6 protein-coding genes are annotated in these 6,437 nt (G+C 64.3%); 3 read left to right on the top strand and 3 right to left on the bottom strand.

All coding sequences use genetic code 11. The features are described from left to right. Positions 1 to 774: 774 nt before the first annotated feature. From rpsT to mutM, 3 genes are all read right to left on the bottom strand, one after another. Positions 775 to 1,041, bottom strand: coding sequence for a 30S ribosomal protein S20 (rpsT, locus tag K6301_RS16215; RefSeq protein ID WP_134648075.1), 267 nt, complete (start codon positions 1,039 to 1,041; stop codon positions 775 to 777). 190 nt (positions 1,042 to 1,231) lie between these two features. Beyond that, complete coding sequence (locus K6301_RS16210; protein WP_247218454.1) at positions 1,232 to 2,005, bottom strand: enoyl-CoA hydratase; 774 nt, start codon at positions 2,003 to 2,005, stop codon at positions 1,232 to 1,234. A 47-nt stretch (positions 2,006 to 2,052) separates the two neighbouring features. Next, a complete protein-coding gene (gene mutM / locus K6301_RS16205; RefSeq protein ID WP_247218452.1) occupies positions 2,053 to 2,943 on the bottom strand; it encodes a bifunctional DNA-formamidopyrimidine glycosylase/DNA-(apurinic or apyrimidinic site) lyase in 891 nt (296 codons plus the stop codon). A 175-nt stretch (positions 2,944 to 3,118) separates the two neighbouring features. On the opposite strand from mutM, the gene ubiE reads away from it, so the two are divergent. From ubiE to K6301_RS16190, 3 genes are read left to right on the top strand one after another with little or no spacing between them, the layout of a single operon-like run. Then, the gene (ubiE, locus tag K6301_RS16200; protein WP_247218450.1) at positions 3,119 to 3,895 is read left to right on the top strand and encodes a bifunctional demethylmenaquinone methyltransferase/2-methoxy-6-polyprenyl-1,4-benzoquinol methylase UbiE; all 777 of its coding nucleotides are present in this window, start codon (positions 3,119 to 3,121) and stop codon (positions 3,893 to 3,895) included. 37 nt (positions 3,896 to 3,932) lie between these two features. Beyond that, positions 3,933 to 5,507 (top strand): 2-polyprenylphenol 6-hydroxylase, encoded by a 1,575-nt coding sequence (gene ubiB, locus K6301_RS16195; protein WP_247218448.1) that lies wholly within the window; start codon positions 3,933 to 3,935, stop codon positions 5,505 to 5,507. 40 nt (positions 5,508 to 5,547) lie between these two features. Continuing rightward, positions 5,548 to 6,351, top strand: coding sequence for an ion channel (locus K6301_RS16190; protein ID WP_247218446.1), 804 nt, complete (start codon positions 5,548 to 5,550; stop codon positions 6,349 to 6,351). Positions 6,352 to 6,437: the final 86 nt, after the last annotated feature.

Raw genomic sequence — 6,437 nt, 5'->3', positions numbered from 1 at the left:
ACATGGTGCCCCGAACCATCCCGGTCCCCAAACTCCGGCACAGCCCCTTCTCCCAAACACAAGTCGCTTCGGACCGACCGGACATTCATGTCTGATCCGACCGTCCCGATCGGTGCCCCGCCGCCGTTCCCTCGTAGAACCGCAACAGACACCATACCACCATCGACGCGCTTTCGCGCGCCGACAACCGGCACAACCTGAGGTCACAAAAGCCATTGCCAGCGTGCCGATGGCACCTGGGGCAAGCTTTGCCGGTTGGGTGATTTTACGAAGCGTCGACCGCTCCGTCACAGAGGACAAAAACAACCATCGCCACCGATGAAGACGGCCTTGCCGATGCTTGTTTTCAGGCTTGTCCCGCGCCCCCTGTGGAAAGCATTTAGGCAGGATAAGGGGGCAAGATCAATGGCGAATTTTACGCAAAATTAAGGGCCGGCCGTTGACTCGGATGGGGGTTTTTGACTCGGAATCGGGGCCTCTCAAGAGAATCCGTTAGGAATCAATGGCTTTGTTTTCGCCTGGCTTTCGCAGGGCTCGAAAAACGAAAAAAATAAAAATTCGCTTGACTCAAATTGCTGTCAAACTTCCGCTACGAAAGGCCGGCCCGAGCCGGACAACCTCCTACAAGTAATTGAATTTAAACAATTTTCGTCGTCACTCTTTTGACACGATCGAGCCCTGCGCGTTAACCATAGCGGCGCCGAAAAAGCAAAGAAAAAGCCCGGCCGATGGCCGGGCTTTGACTAAAAATGCATAGCTCTTCGGGCTGAGTGATCAGGCCGACATCGTCTTCACGCGGTTTGCGAGCCGCGAGACCTTGCGCGAAGCCGTGTTGGCGTGAAGCACGCCCTTGGTGGCGGCGCGCATCAGTTCCGGCTGGGCTGCCTTGAGGGCAGCAGCGGCAACCGTCTGGTCGCCGGAAGCGATGGCTTCCTCGACCTTGCGGATGAAGTTACGGACGCGCGAGCGGCGCGACTTGTTGACTGCGGTGCGCGCGGCGATCTTGCGGGTCGCCTTCTTAGCCGAGGTTGTATTGGCCATGTATGCCTCTCTTCAGAAATCTGACACAAACTCCACCCTCGCTGTGCCGGGTCACTGCGACCTGTCATCCAAGCAATTCGGGAGCAATATCGGAAAACCTCAGAATTCGGCTTTCCAAACTGTGGGCGGCGTATAGCTGGAAACCGCGGTGCCGTCAACGCGGATTCTGCAAGAAAGGCCGCACGGATGCTCAGCGGTTCGCGAAGGTCGGCTTGCGCTTCTCGATGAAGGCCGCCATGCCCTCCTTCTGGTCCTCGGTGGCAAACAGCGCATGGAACAGCCGCCGCTCGGCGCGCATGCCCTCCGACAGCACCGTTTCCTGCGCGCGGCTGACCGCCTCCTTCGCCATCATGACCGCCGGCAGCGAGAAGCCTGCGATCTTCTCGGCTGCCGCCAGCGCCTCCTCCAGAAGCCTTTCCGGCGCAACCACGCGGGCGACGAGACCGCACCGCTCGGCCTCCGCCGCATCCATCATGCGGCCCGTGAGAACGAGGTCCATGGCCTTCGCCTTGCCGACGGCGCGCGTCAGTCTCTGCGTGCCGCCCATGCCGGGAATGATGCCGAGGGTGATTTCCGGCTGGCCGAATTTCGCGGTTTCCGAGGCGATGATGAAATCGCACATCATGGCGAGCTCGCAGCCGCCGCCAAGCGCAAAGCCGCTGACGGCCGCGATCATCGGCTTGCGGCAGGCCGCGACCGCGTCCCAGCCGGCGGCGAGGTCTTCCGTCACGGCCGCGGCAAAGCCGTAGGGCTGCATCTCCTTGATGTCGGCGCCGGCCGCGAAGGCCTTTTCCGAGCCGGTGATGACGATGGCGCCGATACCGGCATCCGCCTCGAACCCGGCGAGCACGCCCTGCAGCTCCTCCAGCAGTTGGCGGTTCAGCGCGTTCAGCGCCTGCGGCCGGTTAAGCGTGACGAGACCGACGCGTCCGCGCGTCTCCACCAGCAGGGTTTCATAGGCCATTTCCTGTCTCCTCGTTTGCGGCGCGCGACACCGGTCCGGCATCGGCTTTATTTCTGGCAGACCGCGCAATGGAAGGTCGAGCGGCCGCTCTGGACGATTCGCCCGATAGTGCCCGTGCAGCCCGGTGTCCGGCAAGGCTCGCCCTCGCGGTCATAGGCGGAGAAGGTGTGCTGGAAGTAGCCGAGCGAACCGTCGGTGCGGATGTGATCGCGCAGGGTGGAGCCGCCGGCCTCGATGGCGTCTGCTATGACCTGGCGGATCGCCTCGGTCAGCGCGACCAGTTCCTTCTTCGGCTTGCCCGCCGCCGTCACCAGCGTTCCCGCCAGCCGTTCGGGCGAAAGATGCGCGCGCCAGAGCGCCTCGCACACATAGATATTGCCGAGGCCGGCAATGTTCTTCTGGTCGAGCAGCGCCGCCTTCAGCGGCGTCTGCCGGCCGCGGAACTTCGCCGCGATATAATCGGCGTCCAGGCTGTTGCCCGTCGGCTCGGCACCGAGATCGCGGAAGAAGGCATGGGCGGCGATATCCTCGCGCCGGGCAAGATCCATGAAGCCGAAGCGGCGGGGATCGTTGTAGATGACCCGGCGCTCGCCGTCCCCCGTCTCCAGGTGAAGCACGACATGGTCGTGGCGCGGGTCCTTGCTGCGCGGCATGTGAAAATCGCCCGGCGTCTCTTCCAATGCGGGGCCTTCCACGCGAAACGAGCCGGACATGCCCAGATGCGCGATCACCACATCGCCGCCCTCGAGATCGACCAGCAGGTATTTGGCGCGCCGGCCGAGCGACAGGATCTTTTGGCCTTCGAGCGCCTCGGAGAAGGCGGGTGGAAAGGGAAAGCGCAAATCCGGACGGCGCAGTTCGGCTCTTTTTATCCGCGCACCTTCCATCACGGGCGCGAGGCCGCGCTTGACGGTTTCCACTTCCGGCAGTTCCGGCATGTCCATCTCCTTGAACGGGATTTAACCTTGGGCGCATTTGCCGCGCTCCGGCATTTCCCTCTCGGCAATCTATGTCCTATATACCCCGCGAAGCGTTCAGATAGCGCGGCAACAGCCAATTCGCTATGGTCCTTGCGGCAATTCGGCTGCGACAGACCGGCCCATGGAGACGACGATGACGGAACAGCGCACATCCGCGGACGGCGGCATGGAAACCTCCTACGGCTTTCGCGAGGTTCGCGAGGGCGAGAAGCAGGCGCTCGTCAACGACGTGTTCCACAAGGTCGCCAAGCGCTACGACATCATGAACGACGTCATGTCCGCCGGCCTCCACCGGGCCTGGAAGGATGCAATGATCGCAAGCCTCAACCCGCGCAGGGACCCGTCCTACAGGACGCTCGACGTGGCGGGCGGTACGGGCGACATCGCCTTCCGCATCATCGAGGCTTCCGACCGGCTGGCGCATTCCACCGTGCTCGACATCAACGGCTCAATGCTGGCGGTGGGCGCGGACCGGGCCGCGAAGAAGGGGCTTTCGGCGAATCTCGATTTCGTCGAGGCCAATGCCGAGGAACTGCCGTTCGAAGCCGGGAGCTTCGACGCCTATACGATCGCCTTCGGCATCCGCAACGTGCCGCGCATCGACGTGGCGCTTTCGGAAGCCTACCGGGTGCTGAAGCGCGGCGGCCGCCTGCTCGTCCTGGAATTCTCCGAGGTGGAGATGCCGCTGCTCGACAGGTTCTACGATGCCTGGTCGTTCAATGCGATCCCGCAGTTCGGCAAGATGATCACCGGCGATGCCGAGCCCTACCAGTATCTCGTGGAATCCATCCGCAAGTTCCCCAACCAGGAAGACTTCGCCGCGATGATCCGCGCCGCCGGGTTCTCCCGCGTCACCTATACCAATTATACCGGCGGCATCGCCGCGCTGCATTCGGGCTGGAAGCTCTGATCATGATCCGTTTTTCGTCTTCACGCAGCCTGGCCGCATGAGCGTCGTCAGTGCCTATCTTCGCCTCGCCCGCGTGGGCTGGGTTCTCGTGCGCGAGGGTGTCGTCTCGGCCCTGCCGACCGAGGGCATGCCGCCGCTGGCGCGCACCGCGCACGCCTTCGCCGGCCTTCTGGCGCGCCGCAGGGCCGCGCACGAAGACCGCGGCGACCGGCTGTCGCGGGCCATCGAGCGCCTGGGCCCCTCCTATGTGAAGATGGGCCAGTTTCTCGCGACACGGCCCGACGTGGTCGGCGCCGAGATCGCCGTGGAGCTGTCCACCCTTCAGGACCGCATGGCGACGTTCCCGCGCGAGGCGGCGGTCGCGACGGTGGAAGGGTCGCTCGGCCGACGGCTCGACGACCTCTATGTCACGTTTGGCGATCCTGTCGCCGCGGCCTCCATCGCGCAGGTCCATCCGGCGACGGTGCGCGACGCCAGCGGCGAGCGCAAGGTCGCCGTGAAGGTCATCCGACCCGGCGTGCGCCAGCGTTTCACCCACGACCTCGAAGCCATGTATGCCGCCGCCCGGCTGCAGGAAACGATCCTGCCCAACACGCGCCGCCTGAAACCCGTCGAGGTGACGCAAACGCTGGAACAGACGACGAAGGTCGAGATGGACCTTCGCCTGGAAGCCGCAGCCCTTTCCGAGCTCGGCGAGAACACGGGCGACGATCCCGGCTTCCGCGTGCCCAAGGTCGACTGGGAGCGCACGGGGCGCGATGTCGTCACCATGGAATGGATCGACGGCATCAAGATGTCGGATGTCGAAGGCCTGCGCGCGGCCGGCCACGATCTGGACCAGCTCGCCGACACGCTCATCCAGTCCTTCCTGCGCCACACGCTGCGCGACGGCTTCTTCCATGCCGACATGCACCAGGGCAACCTGTTCGTCGATCCGCAGGGCGTCATCGTCGCGGTCGACATGGGCATCGTCGGCCGGCTCGGCAAGAAGGAACGCCGCTTCCTCGCGGAAATCCTCTACGGCTTCATCACGCGCGACTACCAGCGCGTCGCCGACGTCCATTTCGAGGCCGGCTACGTGCCTTCGCACCACGATACCGCGAGCTTCGCCCAGGCGATCCGCGCCATCGGCGAACCGATCCACGGCCAGCCGGCCGAGACCATCTCCATGGCCAAGCTACTCACCCTGCTTTTCGAGGTCACGGAACTCTTCGACATGGAGACCCGGACCGAGCTCGTCATGCTGCAGAAGACGATGGTGGTGGTGGAAGGCGTGTCGCGCACGCTCAACCCGCGCTTCAACATGTGGAAGGCCTCGGAAGGCGTCGTGGGCGACTGGATCCGCGACAATCTCGGCCCCAAGCGCCTGCTCGTCGACCTGCGCGACGGCGCGCACGCCGCCCTGCGGCTGGCGGAAGCCGCCCCGGAGATTGCCGCCAAGGCCGAGAAGTTCTCGCACGACCTGACGGTCATGGCAGAGCGTGGCCTGCGCTTCGACGCGGACACGGCGGAAGCCATCGGTCGCTCGGAAGCGCGCCACAGCCGTTCGGGCCGCGTCGCGCTCTGGCTGATCGCCGCGACGCTCGTCTACATCGCCTGGAAGCTCACCTGAGCCGCTTGACCGGCGCCGGCCCGGCGCTAGTCTCCCTGCCATGACCGCAGAGCCACCCGGCGTCAACGAACCTCTATCCTTTATCGAGCGCACGCGACGGCAGCTGCGCGGGCTCTATTTCGGCCGGGACCGGGAGGCGATCCACTTCCAGATCGGCATGCTTCTGCTCGATGTCGCGATCCTCGCCTTCTTCATTGCCGGGCCCTATCTGCGAAAGGGCTCGGCCTATGTGATCGTCGACTATCTCATCGCCGCCGTCATCGCCTTCGAACTGTGTGCCCGCGCCCTGATCGCGCCGAACCTGCGCTACTGGCTCATGCGGCCGATGACCTGGGTGGATATCGTCATTCTCGGCACGCTGCTCTTTCCCAACCAGCTGCACAACTTCGCCTTCCTGCGCGTGCTGCGCATCTGGACGATCAGCCAGAGCAAGCTCGTCACGCTGACGCTGCGGCGCACCGGGCATGGCGACAAGGAAGACCTCATCCAGGCCTGCGTGAACTTCCTCGTCTTCCTCTTCCTCGTGACCGGCTTCGTCTATTCCAACTTCTTCTACGGCGCGGAGGGGTTTGCCGGCTTCGTCGATGCGCTCTATTTCTCGGTCGCGACCGTCACCACCACCGGGTTCGGCGATATCGTGCTGCCCGGCACGCTCGGCAAGCTCACCGCCATCGTGACGATGATCGTCGGCATCTCGCTTTTCGTGCGCCTCGCCCAGGCCATCGTACGACCCTACAAGGTGACCTTCCCCTGCCCGCAATGCGGCCTGTCGCGCCACGATGCCGATGCCGTGCATTGCAAGGCCTGCGGCCATGTCCTCAACATTCCCGACGAGGGCAGTTGAGGCGTTCGGGCGAAGAGCGCGCTTGGAAATGCGGTTTCGACGCGATAGGACATCACGACCGCCCTTCGGGGCCGCTTGCGCCTCAC

Source organism: Shinella oryzae (assembly GCF_023038235.1).
GTDB lineage: Bacteria > Pseudomonadota > Alphaproteobacteria > Rhizobiales > Rhizobiaceae > Shinella > Shinella sumterensis.
This window is presented reverse-complemented; position numbering and strand designations above follow the sequence as displayed.

Excerpts from the sequence above, each read along its gene's own strand:
- K6301_RS16210 (WP_247218454.1), bottom strand. The coding sequence starts at position 2,005 with ATGGCCTATGAAACCCTGCTGGTGGAGACGCGCGGACGCGTCGGTCTC.
- ubiE (WP_247218450.1), top strand. The coding sequence starts at position 3,119 with ATGACGGAACAGCGCACATCCGCGGACGGCGGCATGGAAACCTCCTAC.
- mutM (WP_247218452.1), bottom strand. The coding sequence starts at position 2,943 with ATGCCGGAACTGCCGGAAGTGGAAACCGTCAAGCGCGGCCTCGCGCCC.
- rpsT (WP_134648075.1), bottom strand. The coding sequence starts at position 1,041 with ATGGCCAATACAACCTCGGCTAAGAAGGCGACCCGCAAGATCGCCGCG.
- K6301_RS16190 (WP_247218446.1), top strand. The coding sequence starts at position 5,548 with ATGACCGCAGAGCCACCCGGCGTCAACGAACCTCTATCCTTTATCGAG.
- ubiB (WP_247218448.1), top strand. The coding sequence starts at position 3,933 with ATGAGCGTCGTCAGTGCCTATCTTCGCCTCGCCCGCGTGGGCTGGGTT.